Genomic DNA, 15,951 nt, shown 5'->3' with positions numbered 1-15,951 from the left:
TTTTACCTGCCGGTTTAGCCGCGCCAGTCGACAATGTCACCCAATGCGGCCCGGTCGGTGCGAAAACTGTTCGCCGGGTGATCGGCATCGGCATAGCCGAACGAGATCGCGCACAGGATCAACCGATCATCAGGAATATCGAAATACTTGTGCAGGAAGGGGCTGTAGGCTGCGACTGCCGCTTGCGGGATGCTTGCAACCCCAAGCGCCTGCGCGGCCAGCGTGAACGCGGTGACGAACCCGCCGCTGTCCATTGCACCATAAGGCCCAAGTTCGGCCGGGCTGGACAGGATCGCGCAATGGGGGGCACCGAACAGGGCATAGTTTTCCATCATCTGTCGCGCCGATCCCGCCCGGTCGCCATGTTCGACGCCAACGGCTGCGTACAAGGCCCAGCCGCAGGCGCGCCGTCGATCCTGGTAGACGCCTGAATAAGAACTGGGGAAAGCAAGGTCCGGAGCAGGCGTTCCGGTTTCGACTTCATCTCGCAGCGCGCGGCGGAACCGATCCGTTTCCTCTCCGCTTGTGATCACCAACTGCCAGGGCTGCGCATTGCACCAGCTGGGCACTTGTGAGGCACTGGCAACGATCTGCTCGATATCCTTTTGCGGCACCGGGTCCGGGCGAAATGCCCGGCACGAATATCGATCCGTCAACAATGTGTTCAACGCGGATAATGTCACGGCGATCCTCTCCTTCCCGGCAATCGCGCCGAAGATGACCGCCGCCATCAGGATGTGCAAGGGGCTGGTTTTGCGCCGCTACTGCTGACCGGTTGCCATCAGGTAGCCAACACCCGCTGCCGCCAGCAGGCCCAGAACCACGGCAATCGTGATCTTGATCGCCGACCAGGGACGTTCGCCCTGAACGCGCCCGGTGCGCCCGTTGACGACAAAGCGATAGGTCTCGCCCCGGTATTTATAGGCCGCCATCCAGACGGGCAGCAGAATGTGCTTGAACGTGACATCGCGCACGTCGGTTTCGACCGCATGAATGCGCTGACGGTCGCCGCCGATATCAAACCGCACATCCCGTTCGATCACACGTGCCATGTGCTGACGCGCTTCGGCGTACCCGTCTTGGAGGTCCACCGTGTAGGCCTCGGCCCGGAACCCGGCCAGATATTGCGGCTGGTAAGGTTCCAGCGCAGGCAGATCCCACGGCTCCAGCGCGTCCGTATACGCCTTGGGCAGGGACCGTGAGGCCAGCACCAGCACATCGTCAAAAAACCGCGCGACACGACCGGATTTGGGGGTCCAGCGCATCTTGGGAATCTGCTGCTGTACGCGCTTTCCGTCGCGCATCACGGTTCGGGTTTCGTAGTAGACCACACCACGCTCGCCGCGATAGCTGGATTTGGTGTCGGCGTCGAACGTCCAGTAAGGGACATAGATTCCCTGCATCTTACGGCCCTTGCGGGCATAGTCCTGCAACCCGTTGGGGGCGAACCACAACCGACCCAGCCAATCGTTCATGGCGGTGTGGGCGGTCCGTTCGTCCAGCGCAAACGGCAGAACACCCTTGGGCTTGATATGGCGGTTCACGCCGGTATCCGTCACCACGGGGGTGGCGCAGAACGGGCATTCGGCGGCGTGGGTGTTCGGGTCAAACTCGACCTGAGCGGCGCAGTTGGGGCAGGACAAAACCCGCGTTTCTTCGATCTCGCTGTCGGGCAGGCGATCGGCAATGGCGGCGTCAAAATCCAGCTCGCGCAGTTTCGCACCGCCCCAAGGGCCCGCGCCGATGGGTTGGGCATGTCCGCAATGGTCACAGGTCAGAGTACCGTCACCGGGATTGAACCGATAATCCGCGCCACATTGTTCGCAGGGAAAGCGGTGTTCTTCGTTCATGTCAGAGCCTTGCACATTTGACTCGTCCGCCCGTTCTGGTCACGCACCCGGCGGTGGGGGCGGCAAAATGGTAAACAGCTGCGCCAGTTCCTGCACCTCACCCGCTTTCTTCCAGCCGTCCTGACCGGCGGTCCAGACGTGTGTCTCACGGGTCAACTGCCCTTCGCTGGCCATGCGTCCCATTTTGGCCTTTGAAAACGGACCGCTGGTCTGCCCGTCCACGGCGATGTGCCAGACATGTTCAACGGGAGGTGGGGGCGGCGGCGCCGCATGTGCTGCCGGTTGCGGGGCAGCGGGGGCGGGCGATCCCCACGGGCCGCGCGGTTGACCCGCTGCCATGTTCGCCATCTGCTGCGCCATGGCCATTCCCATTCCCATGCCCAGACCGGCACCCATGCCGCCACCCTGACCGGGGTTGTTCGCCGCCGCTGTCATCGCCTCGGCTGCCGAATACTGGGTGAACTTGCCCAGATCCCCCGCCAGCCCCATCGAGGTGCGCTTGTCCAAAGCGGCTTCAACCGCTGGCGGCAGCGAGATGTTCTCGATGTAGAACTCAGGCATGTCCAGCCCATAGCTGTCCAGTACCGGAGACACCTCAGCTGCGATCAGCTTGCCCAGATCGGCGGTGTTGGCGGCCATGTCCAGAACCGGGATGCCGGATCCCGCGATCACGCGGCTGAATTCCTGCACGATGATGTTGCGGATCTGAAAGCTGATCTCGTCCATGGTGAATTCACCATCGGTGCCGACGATCTCGACCAGAAACTTGGCCGGGTCCTTCACCCGCACTGTATAGGTGCCATAGGCGCGGATGCGCGTTGGGCCGAATTCCGGGTCGCGCAGCATGATCGGGTTCTTCGTGCCCCATTTCAGGTCGTTGAACCGGGTGGTGTTGACGAAATACACCTCGGATTTGAATGGCGACTGAAAACCGTGATCCCAATGCTGAAGGGTCGTCAGGATCGGCATGTTGTTGGTCTCAAGAATATAAAGACCGGGCGTGAACACATCCGCCAACTGCCCTTCATGCACAAACACCGCCGACTGACCCTCGCGCACGGTCAGCTTGGCGCCGTATTTGATCTCGTGCCCTTCGCGTTCGAACCGCCAGACCATCGTGTCACGGGTGTCGTCCACCCAATGGATGACATCAATGAACTCGCCTGTCAGAAAATCGAAAATTCCCATCTGGGTTCTCCTGTCCTTGGGGTCAGAGCGGCTGACCCATCAATTCGCGTGCAATGATCCTGACAACAGGGCGGGCCTGATCGACCGATACACCGGGCTGAAGCCGCGGATCGTAGAGCATTTGCAGCAGTTTCTCATCATGACTGGTCAGCAGGGCAAACTCGTCATCATCGTTGAAGATCGAAGGCCGCGCGGCGGGGCTGTCATTGGACAGGCCAAGGCCTTGCGCAATTTCTTCGTGGATACAGCTTAGCCGCACCAGATCTGGCAGTTCCGCGCGGATCAGAGTGACCGCGCGCACGTATTTGTTGGGCGAGGATGTGGTGGCCGAGGCAAAGACAAAACAGTCGAAATTCGCGCGCGGATTGGCGACCAGTTCCAGCGAGGCCTGACTGATATTCGGGATCAACTGCCTGAGGCGGGACACCACATAGGCGCTATCATCCTTGCCGGCGAAGAACACGTGAAAGTTGGCCTTCCGGCTGACAGTCGAAACCGGGTGCCCGGTCAGGCGCGCCAGACGGGCGGCATATGACTGCACATCCGCCGCATCCTTTTCCCGCGTGGCGGGCAGGACCGAAGGGCCAAACTCGGTCTGGATGCGCACAGGCCCATCCCAGCGGCTTAGCTGGCCATCGGTCTGGCGCGATCCCAGTGAGACGCTGTGGTTTGGGTATTCGCTGTAAAACGCAATCGTCTCGAAATTCCGGGTCAGATCGTCGGCGTCATACGGCGCGTCAGGCCCGCCGCCATCTGTCCGCAACAGGCCGCGCGTCAGCAGATCGCGTTCGACGCGCTGATAGAACCGGGCCAGGTCCTGACTGGCGGCTGAGGGCGGTACATAAGCGTTGGCCGCAGGCGGTGGGGCTGCGGGGCGTGGCGGAGGCACGACGGCGGATGTCAGGGCTTCCTCACAGCCGACCAGCGCCAGCAGCGCGATACCCCCAAGGGCCAGTTTGACAGAGTTCAAAGGCCGCACGCCCAGTCCACCTTATCCCGGAACAGCCGTTCCTGCATTGTCGCCGGTCCCGTCGCGCCGCGCCTTGGCGGCGGCAAGCGTGTCGCGGAGTTCGGTTTCCATCTTCTGCAACTCCTGCTCGGCGGCGGCGCGCTTGGCCTTGCCTTCGTCGGCAATGGCGAGGCTTTCGTTGATCGTGCCGATCAGGTCGGCGTTGGCCTGTTTGACGGCCTCGATGTCGAAGACGCCGCGTTCCATTTCCTCACGGATCATCTTGTTGGAGTCGCGCAGATTGGCTGCGTTCGAGGTCAGCAATTCGTTGGTCAGATCATTGGCGTCGCGCACGGCGGCTGCCGCCTCGGCGCTGCGCTGAATGGTGACGGCCTGCGCCAGTTGGGTTTCCCACAGCGGCACCGTGTTGACGAGGGTCGAGTTGATCTTGGTCACCAGCGACTTGTCATTCTCCTGCACCAAACGGATCGAGGGCAGCGACTGCATCGTCACCTGACGGGTCAGTTTCAGATCATGCACCCGGCGTTCCAGATCGTCGCGCGCCGCGCGCATGTCGCGCAATTCCTGCGCTTTCATAACCTGTTGATCTTCGGGCGCGGCCTGAACTTCGGCCTCTTTTTCCGGAATATCGTGGCTGTCCAACTCGGTCAGCTTTTCCTCACCCGCCGCGATATAAAGCGCCAGTTCATCATAGAACCCCAGCGTTTTTTCATAGAGCAGGTCGAGCGATTTGATGTCTTTCAGCAGCGTATGCTCATGGCTCAGCAGATCGTCTGTGATGCGGTCGATCTGGCCCTGAACCTCTTCGTATTGGGCGGTGAACTTGGCAAAAGGCGCGGCCTTGCCCAGCAGTTTTTCCCACCAGCTACGCTCGCGCCGCACGTCCAGTTCACTGACCGAGAAGCCCCGGATCGTGGTCACGATGTTGCGCAGGCTATCGCCAGCGGGGCCCACATCCTTGTTGCGCACATCGGCCAGCATGGCCTGGCTGATCTCTTGCAACTCTGCCTGCGCGGACGAGCCGAATGAGACGATCGAATTGGTGTTGCCCATATCGATCTCATCCATGCGCTTGCGAATCTCGGCACTGACCGGTTCGTCGGCTTCCTCAAGCGAGACAACCTCGGCCATCGGTTCGGGCAGCGCCACGGCGGTGACTTCCTGCACCAGAGTTTCGGCCTCGACCGCCTTGTTCTTGATCTCATCGGACATGGGGATGTTCCTCGCTCAATTTTTAGCCGGTCAGTCCAACCGGACGCCTTCGCGTTGCAGCCTGTCGCGCAACACGTCAATCTCGACCGTCAGATCACTGCGGTCATCCAATAGCATCTTCCGCGTGCGCGCGGCGAAATTCTGTTCCAGATCGTCCAGCAAGGCGGAATAATCGGCCAGCGCCTGCCCGTCGCGGGTACGGGCATACACGTCTGCGAACTTGACCGTCGCATCGCGTGCGCCCTGCAGGTATACGGTCAGATACTTGCGCGCCCCGGCCAGATCGCGGGGATCTTCTTCGACCGTGCGGAACAGATCGCGGGCGGTATCCTGAAACCGTTCAACCCGCGCCTCGACCCGGCGATCACCGGCGCGTTTGATCGCATCCGTCATCTCGGACAGGTGTTGTTCGGCATCATCGACCACACGGGCCACGCGATCCTGCTGGAATGTATCGACGCCTTCCATGCCTTTGTCCTTCATCGGGTCCAACCCGAATGACACGGAATGCAAAACGGTTGCGGCAACTCCAAACAGCACGGGCGCCAGCAGGCTGACCTGTCCGGCGGTTTCTGCATCCAGATACTCGGTCCGGTACGCAGCCAGCGCGGTGCCAAGCCCGGTCAGAACACTGGCAAATATCTTCCGGGGAAAGGCTGGGCGGCGGGCGGTTTTGCGTGAATGATACGCGGCCTCGGCCCGCAACCCTTCGCGCAGAAGAAAAGCGGCAGCGGTCAGCAGGCCCGCCGCGACCAGGCCGATGGTCATGCCAATCGCGCCGTCGTTCAGAGACAGGAAAACCAACGGGATCGCAGGCAGAAACAGAATATTCGCCCGCGCGCCCGCAGGTTCGACCCGCGCGCCATCAAACTGGCCGCGCGGCAGCGGCGCGTCGGAAGAAGACTCACCTTGAGGGCTGTATTTGCCGCCAAACCGCTTGGCCATGCTCAAAGCCCCCCCAGCAAGCCGGTGCACACGCCCAGCATCAGGACCAGCAGGACCACATAGGCCAGTTTTTGCACTCCGCTCCCGGACATTGCGCCCCCCAAATAGCAGCATTCCCAGAAAATTTAAGGGATGCGCAGGCTTGGCGCTAGGGGGAAGGTTGCCAAACCCGCGTCACTTGCGGGGTTTCTTGCCGATCGGTAGTCGTTTTCTTTGCGGGCGGGTGGCGCGTTTGGCGGTACCTTCGGGTTTTGTGTCACCATCCAGGCCCAACTGATCGCGCATCACGCGGCGGCGCACCTCTTCTACCTGACCGGGTTTCAAATCGCCCAGCTGGAACGGGCCGTAAGAGACACGCAGCAACCGGTTCACGGTGAAGCCGATATCTTCCATCGCCCGCCTGATCTCGCGGTTCTTGCCTTCGCGCAGTCCGATGGTCAGCCAAGCATTCGCACCTTGCTGGCGATCCAGCGAGACGGTCATCGGCTGGAACCGCTCACCATCAATCACAAGCCCTTTGCGCAGGGGGGCGAAATCCTCTTCCTTGGGTCGTCCGTTGACCCGCACGCGGTATTTGCGCAGCCAGCCGGTCGAGGGCAGTTCCAGCTTGCGCTTGATGCCGCCGTCATTGGTCAGCAGCAGCAAGCCTTCGGAATTCAGGTCCAGCCGCCCAACGGACATCACGCGCGGCATATCCTCGGGCAATTCGTCGAAAATCGTCGCGCGGCCCTTTTCGTCCTTGGTCGTGGTCACCAGCCCGGTCGGCTTGTGATAGAGCCACAGGCGCGAGGGTTCGGGTTCCGAGACCGGTTTGCCGTCCACGGCGATCCTGTCTTTGGCGGTCACGTTCAGGGCCGGGCTGTCGATCACCTTGCCGTTCACGCTCACGCGGCCTGCTTCGATCATGCGTTCAGCCTCGCGCCGCGAGGCGACGCCTGCACGGGCCAGCACTTTGGCGATCCGGTCGCCGGGAGGAGGGGTATTGCTCATGCCCCCGGCCTTAACCCATCCCGCCCGCTTGCGAAAGGCAGGTTTCTGATGCAGTCAGGGGCATGGTGTTCAAATCGCATATGGACAAGGCGCTGGCCGAGGCCCGCGCGGCAGCTAGTCGGGGCGAGGTTCCGGTGGGGGCCGTTATCGTCTCGCCCGATGGCCGGGTCGTTGCGGCGGCTGGCAACCGAACGCGCGAATTGAACGATCCGACCGCTCATGCCGAGATCCTGGCCTTGCGCGCCGCCTGCGCCGAGGCCGGGTCCGAGCGTCTGCCGGGTCACGACCTCTATGTAACGCTGGAACCTTGCGCGATGTGCGCCGCCGCGCTGGCTGCTACGCGTATCCGTCGGGTGTATTATGGCGCATCCGACCCGAAATCAGGCGGTGTTGCCCATGGTGCGCGGGTGTTTTCTCACCCTCAGGCGCATCATGCGCCCGAGGTTTATGATGGTATCGCCGCGGACGAGGCGGCGGCGCTTTTGAAGGATTTCTTCGAGGCGCGCCGCAAGGATGTGCCGGGCTGAAGCCCGGCTTACAGTTTGATCGGCTGCATCACTTCGGGTTCGATCACGTCCACTCCGGGCAATCCGTCGATCAGCGTCTGCGCCGATTGTTCGAGGATGGGGAAGGTCTTGTAATGGCAGGGAATCACCGCCTTGAAGTTGAAATAACGCTTGGCCGCATAGGCGGTCGCTTTCATGTCCATGGTGAAATGCCCGCCCGCAGACAGGATGCCGATATCGGGTTTGTAGTAATCCCCCATCCACTCCATATCCGCCATAATGTCAGTGTCGCCCGAGACATACAGCATCCGCCCTTCGGCTGCGATCATGAAGCCGACCTCGCTGCCTCCGGTCCGCAGGCCGTCGGGTGTTGAAAAGGTCGAGCTGTGCGAGGCAGGCACCATCGTCACCTTGACCCCGTTCAGATTGACAGTGCCGCCTTTGTTGAAACCGATGGTCTCGATCCCCTCGGCCTCGGCCCAATAGCCCATCAGGTCGTACTGCCCGACGACCGGCACGTTCAGGTGTTTTGCCAAAGGCAGAACATCCACCACATGATCGAAATGGGTGTGTGTCAGCAGGATATGCGTCGCGCCGTCCACGGCTGCATCGTGCTGGTCTTCCGGCAGAACGGGGTTGCCCGTCAGCCATGGATCGACCAACAGCACCTGCCCCTCGGTTTCGATGCGAAAACTGCCGTGGCCCAACCAAATGATGTTCATGCCGAAATTCCTCCTGCGATGCCTATTGGCTCCAGCCTAGCATTCGCTATGTAAAATTCCATGGACTGGATGCAGCAAATCGACGGCTATTGTGAGCGATTGTCCGCCGCCTATTGGGCCGAGCCCATCAATGCGGTCACCAACGCGGCCTTTCTGATCTCGGCCTTCATCATGTGGCGGCGGGTGCGGGGCCAGGAAACGCCGCTTGCGATGGCGTTGGTCACGGTGTTGGCGACGATTGGCGTTGGCAGCTATCTGTTTCACACCCATGCGCAGGTCTGGGCCGCGATTGCCGACGTGACGCCGATCCTGCTGTTTATCCTGATCTATATTTTCGCGGTGAACAAAGATGTCTGGGGCTTGTCCACGGGCTATGCGCTGGGCGCGACGATCTTGTTCATCCCCTATGCCGCGGTGACGACGCCCGTGTTTCAGCTTGTGCCGGGGTTGGGTGGCTCTGCCGCATATGCCCCTGTGCCTTTGCTGATCTTGATTTATTCGTTCCTGTTGCGGCATCGAGAGCCAGCGTTCGCAAAGAACATGGCGATTGGCGCAGCTCTCCTGATCCTGTCGATTACCTTCCGCGCACTGGACGCGCCGATCTGTCAGCTGTTTCCAACCGGCACGCATTTCCTGTGGCACATCCTGAACGCCACTATGCTGGGCTGGATGATCGAGGCCTACCGCCGGGTGATCATCCCGACGCGCGCCGCTACAACCCCTGATCCTTGATCACGCTGGCGATCCGTTCGCCGATGATCCGGCTGGATTTGCGCGACGGATGGATCAGATCGAATGAGAAATACGAGGCATCGCCGGGCCGCGCCACATCCTGGCTTGAGACAAAGGTGACCCCCTCATCCAATTGCGCGAGCCTTGCGATCCGCGCCTCGAACTCATCGCCTTCGGCCTTGCAGTGTTCGATGGGTGTAAACAGGTCGGGGCTGCGCAGGTAACCCACATAGATAACCCGCGTACCGGTTTCGCGAATCTGGCGTACAAAGCGGGGTATCTGGCCGCTTTGCCCATCTTCCGAGATCATGTTGTCCAGCACCGCATCGCAGCGCGAACAGCCACAGCCCAGCATCAGATCATTGCCGCCGCCATTGACCACCGCCCAGGACCAGTCGCCTTTGACAAACTGGGCCTGCACCCCACTTTGGGGCGCGCCCTTGTCGTCAAACTGCGTTTGCAACCACGCCGCAGATACAGTGCGATCCACCACCGGAGCGCCGATGTTTTCTTCGATCACATCCGGAATCGACGACCCGGAGGGCGAATTCCACGCCATCAGCGAATCGCCAACCGCAATGACCTTTGCATCCGGCTTGCTGGACGGCAGTTCCTGACAGCCCAGCAACAGGCACAGCAACCCGGCGGCGAGATACAGTTTCTTGAACACGGCTGAGACTCCGGAGATTCTACGGGTCTCAGAGTGAGCGTTAAATGGTTAATGCCCGATTAACCGCATCAAAAACACGAACAGGTTTGCGTCAGGCCTGGAAAGCGGCGGCCAGATGCTCGGGCAGGTCGAACTCTGCCAACACCCGCGCGCGCCCGTCTGCGGACATCTTGCGGGCCGTTTTCTCGACAATGCTCTGGATTTTCTCAGCCGAATGCTTGCCGGCGAAGGGTTGGAAATACCACTTGAGGAACACAAAGCAGATCACGTCCTCCAGCGCCTGAACCTCGGAGTCACGTTTGATACCCTGCTTGCGCAGCATCCGTCCGGCGGCTTCGGCCTCTTCTTCGCTATACCCACCCTCGGTCATCAGGGACATCACCACATCTGCATGATGTTCGCCCTGCGCTTTGCGCCAGGCCAGATACCCGGCCCGTCCTTCGGGGTATTCCGTGCGCGCCAGTTTCCAACGTTCGACATGTTGACCGCGCGCCGCGATTTGCAGCGCGTCCGAGGCATCGGGGAACAGCCGCTCCAACTCGGCGCTCATGCGCGTGCCATACAGCAGCGCTTCGGGTTGGCCATCGTCGAGATTGGGATCTTTTGCATTGGCCGCATCAATTGCGTCCAGAACCGCTTGCTTGCGCGCGCTCATGTCTTGCTCCGTTGGCTTTGCGGATGCGCGTTTTGCGTTGATCATCCGATTGATTTTCAAAGCCACCGTAGCGTGATGCCGCAGAAGGTGCAGCACCCAATTGCATCAGGGCCGGGTCAGACGGGGGGCCTCTGACCCGGCCGAGGCGGGCTGGTTACTTGCCCGGCTTGACCTGATCCTGCGTGACCGGTTCCGAGACAGGGGAGGGGAAGCTCAGGTTGCGGGTCAGGTTGGTGGAGTCGATGCCCAAAGCCATGGCCGGCGCGGCCAGAAGAGTGGCGGACAAAGTGACGGCTGCGATGAGGCTTTTCATTTTCAGTCTCCGGTTTGTGTTGTCTTGTGAGATGTAAAATGAACAGTACAGTTCAGTTTTTCAAGTCATAAAATGAACTAAACGGTTTACTTTTTTGCATAACGGGTATGCAAGATTGAATGGCAAGCGATTTGCGGGGGTGTGAATCATATGCTGTGCAGGGGCCTGCCGGTCTTGCGACTGCTGCAACAGACGGGTAAATGCCCCCCTGAGCGTATATGAGGTTTTCCGATGTCGATTGACCAAAGCACCGCCGCCAAGGTGGCCAAACTGGCCCGGATCAAGGTCGAGGATGACGCCCTGCCGGCGCTGGCATCCGAGTTCAACACTATCCTGGGGTTCATCGAGCAGTTGAACGAGGTTGATGTCGAGGGCGTCGAGCCGATGGTTTCGGTCGAGCCGATGCGCCTGAAACGTCGTCAGGATGTGGTCACGGACGGAAGTCAGCAGGACAAGGTTCTGGCCAACGCCCCCGACGCGCGCGAAGGGTTCTTCGCAGTCCCCAAAGTGGTGGAGTAAGACATGAGCGATCTGAACAAACTGGGCCTGGCCGAGGCCCGCGACGCGCTGCGTAAGGGTGACGTGACCTCGGTTGAACTGACCGAATCCTGCCTCAAGGCCATTGACGAGGCCGACGCGCTGAACGCTTTTGTCCACAAGACACCCGAAATCGCGCTGGAGCGTGCCAAGGCGGCTGATGAGCGGATCAAGGGCGGCGACGCGCCGTCGATGTGCGGTCTGCCGATCGGCATCAAGGATCTGTTCTGCACCAAGGGCGTGCCCTCGCAGGCGGCCTCGAAAATTCTGGAAGGTTTCAAGCCGGAATACGAATCCACCGTATCGCAGAAACTGGCAGATGCGGGTTCCGTGATGCTGGGCAAGCTGAACATGGACGAGTTCGCGATGGGGTCGTCCAACGAAACCTCGGTTTACGGCAACGCGGTCAGCCCGTGGCGGCGCGGCAATGACGACGCGCAACTGACACCGGGCGGTTCCTCGGGCGGTTCGGCCTCGGCTGTGTCCGCTGACCTGTGTCTGGCCGCAACCGGCACCGATACCGGTGGTTCGATCCGTCAGCCCGCCGCCTTTACCGGCATCACCGGCATCAAGCCAACCTATGGCCGCTGCTCGCGCTGGGGCATCGTGGCCTTTGCCTCTTCGCTGGATCAGGCCGGACCGATGACCAAGAATGTTCGCGATGCGGCCATCATGCTTGAGGCGATGTGCGGTCACGACCCAAAGGATTCCACCAGCACCGAACTGGCCGTCCCGAATTTCGAGGCGATGCTGACCGGCGACATCAAGGGCAAAAAGATCGGCATCCCCAAGGAATACCGCATGGACGGGATGCCCGCCGAGATCGAAAAGCTGTGGGCCGACGGTGCGGCGATGCTGAAAGACGCAGGGGCCGAAATCGTCGACATCTCGCTGCCGCACACCAAATACGCGCTGCCTGCGTATTATGTGATTGCGCCTGCCGAGGCATCCTCAAACCTCGCGCGTTATGACGGTGTCCGCTATGGCCGCCGCGCGACGCTGGCACAGGGCGACGGCATCACCGAGATGTACGAAAAGACCCGCGCCGAAGGGTTCGGCCACGAGGTGCAGCGCCGCGTGATGGTCGGCACCTACGTTCTGTCCGCAGGTTTCTACGACGCCTACTACAACCGCGCCCGCCGCGTCCGCACCCTGATCAAGAAAGACTTCGAGGATGTCTTCGCCGCAGGCGTCGACGCGATCCTGACCCCGGCCACGCCCTCGGCATCCTTTGGTCTGGGCGAGATGACCGAGGCTGATCCTGTTCAAATGTACTTGAACGACGTCTTTACAGTGACTGTGAACCTTGCCGGTTTGCCGGGTATCTCGGTGCCCGCGGGGCTCGATAAACAAGGGCTGCCGCTGGGTCTGCAACTGATCGGACGCCCGTGGGACGAAGGCGATCTGCTCAACACCGCCTACGCGCTGGAAAACGCCGCCGGGTTTGTGGCAAAACCAGCGAAATGGTGGTAAGCCTCGGGCTGCCAGTTCACCAGTATCGGAGCGGTTATATGCGTCTTTTGCCAGTGATCCCTTTTGTTGCCCTGGTGGCGGCCTGTAACACGGTTGCACCGGTTCAGGGCACAGGGTTCAACACGCCGGAATACCAGGCCCAGCGTGAGGCGCAACTGGCCGGACAGGGCATTGCAGGCAACCCGTTGCTGGCCCCGGTCGACGTATCGCAGCAGCCATTGGGCGCGCCCGGCACCGCCGTGGCGACGGGCGAAAACGCAGATATCGCGAACCAGGCTGCGGCGGCGCTGGCCAGCACTTCGGGGCAGGCAACGGTACCTGCGCCCGGCAACCCCGCAATTTCCGATGAACAGGACTTTGCCGCGGTGTCCGAGCGTCGCAGCATCGAATCCGACGCCGCCCGGATCGAGCAGAACCGCCAGACCTACGAACTGGTCGCCCCGACCGCCGTGCCCGAGCGTGGTGCGGACGGTCAACCCAACATCGTGCAATATGCGCTCAGCACGTCGAACCCTGTTGGCACACAGCTCTATAGTCGTGCGGGGTTTAACCTGCAGGCCAAGGCCCAACGCAACTGCGCGCGCTTCCCATCGGCGGATCAGGCTCAGATCGAGTTCCTGTCCAATGGCGGCCCGCAGCGCGACCGCAAGGGGCTGGACCCCGATGGCGATGGCTATGCCTGCGGCTGGGATCCCAGCCCGTTCCGCAGTGCCGTCAGCAACTGATCACCCGTCCGCCGTCTGGCATCCTTCACCCAATTTCGGTCCGCGCCGGGATGGGCTGACACCGGGCATTATCGTCCTGCACTATACCGCTATGGACAGCGCAAGGGCTGCGCTGGACCGGCTCTGCGATCCACAGGCCGAGGTCTCGGCGCATTACCTTATCGGCAATGACGGCACGCTATGGCAGATGGTGCGCGAACAAGATCGCGCCTGGCACGCCGGGGCGGGTGAATGGCTCGGTCAGGACGACATCAACTCGCGCTCCATCGGGGTCGAGCTGGACAATACGGGCGCGCACCCGTTTTCCGACCCCCAGATGACCACGTTGGAAAGGTTGATAAAGGGCATCATGGCACGCTGGTCCATTCGACCTGAGAATGTCATTGGCCATTCCGACATGGCTCCGGGCCGGAAGATCGACCCCGGCCCCCGATTCGACTGGCACCGCCTCGAAAAACAATGTCTGGCCGGTAAGCGCGGTAAGGGCGCAGCCTTACCAGACCCAACCCCACAGGCATTCCGCACCCTGGCCCAAGACTCAGGTTTTACGGCAAATGTGGACGACGACACCCTTCTCGCCGCGGTCCGCCTGCGATACCGACCCTGGGGCAAAGGCCCTCTAAGCCCCGCTGACTTCACCCCGCTCATCCGGTCTGGCCCACAGACCTGATCCGCCCTTCATCTGGCCAAAAATATCTCGGGGATGAATTGGCCGCAGGCCAAGAAGGGGCCGGCCCCTTCAGCACCCTATCCACTCTTGACGCCGTCAATCACTGCGCATACCCAACCCACGCGCGGAGGGCCGGATGGCCGCTGGGGTCGCAAGACCCGAGAGGAAAGTCCGGACTCCACAAGACAACGGTGCCGGGTAACGCCCGGGCGGGGCAACCCGACGGAAAGCGCCACAGAAATCAGACCGCCTGCGGCTTCGGTCGAAGGTAAGGGTGAAACGGTGGGGTAAGAGCCCACCGCGCCCCTGGCAACAGGGGCGGCACGGCAAGCCCCACCGGGAGCAATGCCAAATAGGGTCCCCGCGCGGGCCGGTCGGCGTCAGCCGATACCGCCGCTAAGCGCGTCTTGGCCGAGAGGGACCGGGTTGGCAGCTTGAGCCGCGCAGCAATGCACGGCCTAGAGGAATGGTCATCGAAGGGGGCAACCCCGGAACAAGATCCGGCTTACAGGCCCTCCGCGCGTATCCAAAATCCGGCCAACCCATAAGTGGCGATCCGCCCAGAACCTCGCAAATGGTGTTCTCAACCCTGTTCCGCTGCTACGCTTGTAAACAGGGATTAGTGAACCCGGGAGGATTGTTATGAGTTTCATGAAGGCATTGGCATCGGTTGCCGTAGGTTTTGCGGCGGCCAAGGGAATGGAAAAATACAAGGAAATGGGCGGCATGGCCGGGTTGCAGAAAATGATGCAAGGGTCCGGCGGTGGCTTTGGTATGGACCAGCTTGGCAAAATGGCCGAACAGTTCGGAATGCCGGGCGGTGCGTCGGGATTACAGGACATGATCGGCAAAATGGGGCTGGGCGGTGGGGCCGCCGGTGCTGCTGGTCTGAGTGGCCTTCTGAACGCCATGCAGGGTGCTGCCAAGACCGGCAGCCAGCAAACGGCCGACATGATGGAGACGGTGTTCAGCGGCACACCCGCCGGGGCCGCGATGGAAGAGCAGGCCAAACTGATGCTGCGCGCCATGATCCAGGCCGCGAAATCCGATGGAGAGCTCGACGAGCAGGAGAAACAGTCCATCATCGGAGAGTTGGGCGACGACATCAGCGACGAAGAACGCGCCTTTGTTCTGGAACAGCTCGAATCCCCAGTCGATGTCATGGGGCTGGCGGCGGCTTCGGGCGGGCCGCTCAAAACGCAGATCTATGCCACATCCCTGGCCGCGATTCGGCTGGATAACGAGCGTGAGGCGGCGTATCTGCTGCAACTGGCCACTGCGCTGGGCTTGTCCGACGCGGAACGGGACCAGATTCACGCCTATATGGGCGCCCCGACCTTGTCCGCCTGAGGATGGGCGCGAATCCTGAACGACACGAGGCCGATTGGCCTTGACATGGGCGGTGCAGCGCGTAAAAGCGCACGCTCATAGGAATTCAACCGAAAGGCCCCTGCCTTTTCGGACGCAGGAGATCAACCATGGCGAAGCCGACGACAATCAAGATCCGTCTGAACTCGACCGCGGGCACGGGCCACTTCTACGTGACCAAGAAGAACGCACGCACCATGACCGAGAAAATGACCATTCGTAAATACGATCCGGTCGTTCGGAAGCATGTCGAGTACAAAGAAGGCAAGATCAAGTAATCTGCCGTTCTGAACTGACTTTCGGGAAAGGCTCTGCTGCGGCAGGGCCTTTTTTCGTGCTGGCATTGATGTCATTCAACGACTGCTAAATCGCACAGTCCGTTGCAGCCGCGCATCAGGGCAAGGGGCAATCGTTTGGGCGGCGGC

General features: G+C 61.3%; 19 protein-coding genes and 1 other RNA gene. 9 read left to right on the top strand and 11 right to left on the bottom strand.

Annotated features, from left to right (window positions below):
- Window positions 1–14: 14 nt before the first annotated feature.
- The 7 genes from ACR0AC_RS17415 to ACR0AC_RS17385 form a co-directional block, all read right to left on the bottom strand.
- Complete coding sequence (locus ACR0AC_RS17415) at window positions 15–731, bottom strand: nitroreductase (protein WP_170519893.1); 717 nt, start codon at window positions 729–731, stop codon at window positions 15–17.
- A gap of 30 nt (window positions 732–761) precedes the next feature.
- The gene (locus ACR0AC_RS17410) at window positions 762–1,850 is read right to left on the bottom strand and encodes a TFIIB-type zinc finger domain-containing protein (RefSeq protein WP_480875095.1); all 1,089 of its coding nucleotides are present in this window, start codon (window positions 1,848–1,850) and stop codon (window positions 762–764) included.
- 39 nt (window positions 1,851–1,889) lie between these two features.
- Window positions 1,890–3,038, bottom strand: coding sequence for an SPFH domain-containing protein (locus ACR0AC_RS17405; protein ID WP_170454990.1), 1,149 nt, complete (start codon window positions 3,036–3,038; stop codon window positions 1,890–1,892).
- A gap of 22 nt (window positions 3,039–3,060) precedes the next feature.
- Entirely contained in the window at window positions 3,061–4,017 is a 957-nt protein-coding gene (locus ACR0AC_RS17400) for a DUF2927 domain-containing protein (protein ID WP_170454988.1), read from the bottom strand.
- Between the two features lie 12 nt (window positions 4,018–4,029).
- Window positions 4,030–5,220, bottom strand: a complete 1,191-nt coding sequence (locus ACR0AC_RS17395; protein WP_170454986.1) for a toxic anion resistance protein — start codon at window positions 5,218–5,220, stop codon at window positions 4,030–4,032.
- Between the two features lie 30 nt (window positions 5,221–5,250).
- Entirely contained in the window at window positions 5,251–6,165 is a 915-nt protein-coding gene (locus tag ACR0AC_RS17390) for a 5-bromo-4-chloroindolyl phosphate hydrolysis family protein (RefSeq protein WP_170624410.1), read from the bottom strand.
- A gap of 174 nt (window positions 6,166–6,339) precedes the next feature.
- A complete protein-coding gene (locus tag ACR0AC_RS17385; RefSeq protein WP_480875090.1) occupies window positions 6,340–7,155 on the bottom strand; it encodes a pseudouridine synthase in 816 nt (271 codons plus the stop codon).
- 62 nt (window positions 7,156–7,217) lie between these two features.
- On the opposite strand from ACR0AC_RS17385, the gene ACR0AC_RS17380 reads away from it, so the two are divergent.
- Window positions 7,218–7,682: a nucleoside deaminase gene (locus ACR0AC_RS17380; RefSeq protein ID WP_480875087.1), complete on the top strand. Its 465-nt coding sequence runs from the start codon at window positions 7,218–7,220 to the stop codon at window positions 7,680–7,682.
- An 8-nt stretch (window positions 7,683–7,690) separates the two neighbouring features.
- On the opposite strand, the gene ACR0AC_RS17375 is transcribed toward ACR0AC_RS17380, so the two are convergent.
- The gene (locus ACR0AC_RS17375; protein WP_480875085.1) at window positions 7,691–8,383 is read right to left on the bottom strand and encodes a metal-dependent hydrolase; all 693 of its coding nucleotides are present in this window, start codon (window positions 8,381–8,383) and stop codon (window positions 7,691–7,693) included.
- A 60-nt stretch (window positions 8,384–8,443) separates the two neighbouring features.
- Between ACR0AC_RS17375 and ACR0AC_RS17370 the strand changes: the two genes are divergently transcribed.
- Window positions 8,444–9,115: a ceramidase domain-containing protein gene (locus tag ACR0AC_RS17370; protein WP_480875082.1), complete on the top strand. Its 672-nt coding sequence runs from the start codon at window positions 8,444–8,446 to the stop codon at window positions 9,113–9,115.
- On the opposite strand, the gene ACR0AC_RS17365 is transcribed toward ACR0AC_RS17370, so the two are convergent.
- The 3 genes from ACR0AC_RS17365 to ACR0AC_RS17355 form a co-directional block, all read right to left on the bottom strand.
- Entirely contained in the window at window positions 9,096–9,785 is a 690-nt protein-coding gene (locus ACR0AC_RS17365; protein ID WP_170737468.1) for an SGNH/GDSL hydrolase family protein, read from the bottom strand. The genes ACR0AC_RS17370 and ACR0AC_RS17365 overlap by 20 nt on opposite strands.
- Before the next feature lie 91 nt (window positions 9,786–9,876).
- The gene (locus tag ACR0AC_RS17360; protein ID WP_480875079.1) at window positions 9,877–10,440 is read right to left on the bottom strand and encodes a DUF4202 domain-containing protein; all 564 of its coding nucleotides are present in this window, start codon (window positions 10,438–10,440) and stop codon (window positions 9,877–9,879) included.
- Between the two features lie 154 nt (window positions 10,441–10,594).
- Window positions 10,595–10,753 carry a hypothetical protein gene (locus tag ACR0AC_RS17355; protein WP_170454969.1) on the bottom strand — a complete coding sequence of 53 codons (159 nt, stop codon included), beginning with the start codon at window positions 10,751–10,753 and terminating at the stop codon, window positions 10,595–10,597.
- Between the two features lie 231 nt (window positions 10,754–10,984).
- On the opposite strand from ACR0AC_RS17355, the gene gatC reads away from it, so the two are divergent.
- From gatC to rpmG, 7 genes are all read left to right on the top strand, one after another.
- Window positions 10,985–11,272, top strand: a complete 288-nt coding sequence (gene gatC, locus ACR0AC_RS17350; RefSeq protein ID WP_170454967.1) for an Asp-tRNA(Asn)/Glu-tRNA(Gln) amidotransferase subunit GatC — start codon at window positions 10,985–10,987, stop codon at window positions 11,270–11,272.
- A gap of 3 nt (window positions 11,273–11,275) precedes the next feature.
- Window positions 11,276–12,763, top strand: coding sequence for an Asp-tRNA(Asn)/Glu-tRNA(Gln) amidotransferase subunit GatA (gatA, locus tag ACR0AC_RS17345; protein ID WP_170454965.1), 1,488 nt, complete (start codon window positions 11,276–11,278; stop codon window positions 12,761–12,763).
- 38 nt (window positions 12,764–12,801) lie between these two features.
- Window positions 12,802–13,488: a hypothetical protein gene (locus ACR0AC_RS17340; RefSeq protein WP_170454963.1), complete on the top strand. Its 687-nt coding sequence runs from the start codon at window positions 12,802–12,804 to the stop codon at window positions 13,486–13,488.
- Window positions 13,439–14,158 carry an N-acetylmuramoyl-L-alanine amidase gene (locus ACR0AC_RS17335; protein WP_480781615.1) on the top strand — a complete coding sequence of 240 codons (720 nt, stop codon included), beginning with the start codon at window positions 13,439–13,441 and terminating at the stop codon, window positions 14,156–14,158. The genes ACR0AC_RS17340 and ACR0AC_RS17335 overlap by 50 nt, the downstream gene beginning before the upstream one ends.
- 124 nt (window positions 14,159–14,282) lie before the next feature.
- Window positions 14,283–14,682, top strand: an RNA gene (rnpB, locus tag ACR0AC_RS17330) — RNase P RNA component class A.
- A 118-nt stretch (window positions 14,683–14,800) separates the two neighbouring features.
- Window positions 14,801–15,508, top strand: coding sequence for a DUF533 domain-containing protein (locus ACR0AC_RS17325; protein ID WP_480875074.1), 708 nt, complete (start codon window positions 14,801–14,803; stop codon window positions 15,506–15,508).
- Between the two features lie 128 nt (window positions 15,509–15,636).
- A complete protein-coding gene (rpmG, locus tag ACR0AC_RS17320; protein ID WP_037309480.1) occupies window positions 15,637–15,804 on the top strand; it encodes a 50S ribosomal protein L33 in 168 nt (55 codons plus the stop codon).
- Window positions 15,805–15,951: the final 147 nt, after the last annotated feature.

The organism is Ruegeria sp. H7, assembly GCF_056532945.1.
The sequence above is the reverse complement of the archived record's forward strand: the minus strand, read 5'-3'. Positions and strand labels throughout refer to the sequence as shown.